Genomic DNA, 2,778 nt, shown 5'->3' on the forward strand with positions numbered 1-2,778 from the left:
ATCAGTAAATGAATGTTGGTGTTGGCAACTCAAAATGAAAGGCGTTATGTTATAACTTCAAAATAATGGGTGGCTATCTATTACCGGCTAGTCATGTAACCATGATGAAGCCTTAAAACGATCACTCAATACTTAATATGGGAACATGTGCCTAAGCTCACACATTTCTTGTAAATAGGACTTGGTGAACACTTATGTTAATTGAAGTAGCAGAAATCAGAATTTTTCGATTAACTTTAGCCAAACATGGTCTTTTTCGTTGGATTATTTTTGGCGAAATAATTATAACGCTTCATCCATACCCTCCCCAAATTAATGACAAATTCCGACTAGAGCGACTAAGTAAATGACTTTTAAACGTAAACTCCACTCACATGGGTGGTTTATCATGATCAACGCACTGTTAGCTATGCTTATTTCTTTGCGTTATTTCGCATTTCTGCCTGAGTGGCCAACAGATCTGCTTGGTGGCGCATTCATTATAGTGTCTACGATTGGACAAATGGCCTTATTAGCGGGTGTATTAGGTGCTTTATCCATAGTATTCTTACCATTACCTGCTTTACCAAGGAATCTATTGCAAGCCTTATTAGCTTCGGTTGGTTTAGCGATCTTATTTATAGATACTGATGTTTTTGCATTATATCGTTTTCATATAAATGCTGTAGTTTTAGATTTAGTCCTTTCTGGTCAAGTGGTTAGTTTTCCATTAAGCGTATGGACTATTGTAATTGCGAGTATCGTCGCGTTATTTTTGGCTCAATATTTCTTGGTGCGTTGGTTGGATACCCACCCGCACGTCTTATCACTTAAGTTAGGCAGAAAGTTCACGGCTCTCGTATTTCTATCACTGCTGGCGATGAATTCTATCCATATTTGGGCGGCTGCAAACGTCTATCAACCAGTGACAAACGTTAAACGCTATCTACCTCTATTTTATCCTGCAACTGCGAATGAGTTCATGAGCAAGCAGGGTTGGATCGATCAAGATGCTATTGACCGTCAAAAGTCTATGAGTATGAATACTAAGAACGACTTAAACTATCCATTATCGCCATTAGAAACGGTAGCAGTAGATACACCAACGAATATACTGGTTTTGGTGATTGATTCATGGCGTGCCGACTCGTTTAATCAAGAGATAACACCTAATTTGTGGGAGTTAGCTCAATCTCAATCAGCCGCTGTATTTGAAAACCATATGGCATCAGGTAATTCGACTCGAACCGGTATTTTCGGATTATTTTACGGCATACCAGGTACGTATTGGCATGCTTTTCTTGCAAATCATCAGCCTTCATTGCTGATTAAAAGAATGCAAGAACTTGACTATGAACTTGGTGTTTTTTCCGCTGCACGCCTAAATAAACCAGAGTTTGATCAAACCGTATTTGCGAGTGTGCCGAATTTAAGGTTGGGTTCCATTGGGCAGACACCTGCAGAGCTAGACCAAAATTTAACAATGGATTGGGTTAAGTGGAATCAAGCTAGAGATAAATCAAAGTCAGCATTTTCATTTTTGTTTTATGATTCTGTACACGGTTATGATTTCCCAACGAATTATGAGCATAAATTTGAACCAATGTGGTCTAAAGTTAACCATCTCGAGTTGAATAACGACACCAATCCAGAGCTGTACTTTAACCTATACAAAACCTGCGCTCATTATACTGATAGCTTAATAAAACAAGTTTTCGATGAGCTAAAGTCGTCAGGTGAGCTTGAAAATACCCTCGTTATTATTACCGGTGATCATGGTGAGGAAATGAATGACAATAAGCTGAACTTCTGGGGACATAATAGTAATTTTACCAACGCTCAAGTTCAGGTTCCATTTCTTGTCTTCGGCCCAGGGTTCAATCGAGACTCAACCCCCTGGAATCTTGAAACACTAACGAGCCATAATGATTTAGTACCTACTTTGATGAAAAACTATTTAGGTGTTAAAAACCCACTGAGTGATTACTCTACAGGGGAAGACTTGTTAGGTGAGGAAGTCCTCAGAGATTGGCTTATTACTTCAAAGTACAGTGGTTATGCCGTTATTACTAAAGAGACAATATTAGAAGTTTTTGGTAGCGGTGATTACTCATTAATGGATAAAACTAACCGAGAATTAAAAAATCAGTCGGTAAATTATGCACATCTGCAAGAGGCGCTAGAACAGCTCAGTCGCTTTAGTCATTAATGGCAAAGTAAATGAGTGTAATGGGATGCGTATATGTCGACCTTGATGCCGGTATGAAGATAATTCTTAAACTCATTATCAGTTTGAAGTAAAAAAATGAGAGGTTTCATCAGCATGAATCAAGGTCGCTTTCTTTAAGGCATATTTTATTGCTTGATACAACGGGCTCAGCATTGAAGCGACTTTTTTGTGCTTCACGAATCGCGCTAGCGGCGTTTTTCAAGACAGTTGTCGCCTAAATTGTTAAGCAGCTTCTTTATGTTGCTCTGGATTTAACTCCACAGCGCCTATTGGCTGCCAGTTTCGCTCTTCTTTTGACCATCGCTCTGGATGTTCATTTCTTTTTGTCTGATACAACGCTTTTCGCTTCGCCAGTATTCCCATATCAAGACCATCATGCCTCTAGTTTGGTGTCACAAACTTAATCCTGCTATGGCGATGCTCGTTGTTGTACCAAAAATAAATAACATGGCCACCCATGATTAATGGCTTTATATCAAACTCTCTACTAATAATAACAAGGCCACCCATTCTAGTTGGCTAAATGTTAAACACTCTACTAGGCTTTAGTTATTACTTAATTTTCGGTA

2 protein-coding genes and 1 pseudogene are annotated in these 2,778 nt (G+C 38.8%); 1 reads left to right on the forward strand and 2 read right to left on the reverse strand.

Going from position 1 to position 2,778, the window contains the following annotated elements:
• Nucleotides 1–346 precede the first annotated feature (346 nt).
• Nucleotides 347–2,188, forward strand: a complete 1,842-nt coding sequence (locus Q4591_RS19915) for a DUF3413 domain-containing protein (protein WP_303462584.1) — start codon at nucleotides 347–349, stop codon at nucleotides 2,186–2,188.
• A 78-nt stretch (nucleotides 2,189–2,266) separates the two neighbouring features.
• On the opposite strand, the gene Q4591_RS20190 is transcribed toward Q4591_RS19915, so the two are convergent.
• Nucleotides 2,267–2,386 (reverse strand): transposase, encoded by a 120-nt coding sequence (locus Q4591_RS20190; RefSeq protein ID WP_368501233.1) that lies wholly within the window; start codon nucleotides 2,384–2,386, stop codon nucleotides 2,267–2,269.
• A 45-nt stretch (nucleotides 2,387–2,431) separates the two neighbouring features.
• A pseudogene (locus tag Q4591_RS19920) lies at nucleotides 2,432–2,644 on the reverse strand (IS3 family transposase); the annotation flags it as partial.
• Between the last annotated feature and the right edge of the window lie 134 nt (nucleotides 2,645–2,778).

Origin of the sequence: Shewanella sp. 3_MG-2023, assembly GCF_030548765.1 — a bacterium.
Classification (GTDB): Bacteria; Pseudomonadota; Gammaproteobacteria; order Enterobacterales; family Shewanellaceae; genus Shewanella.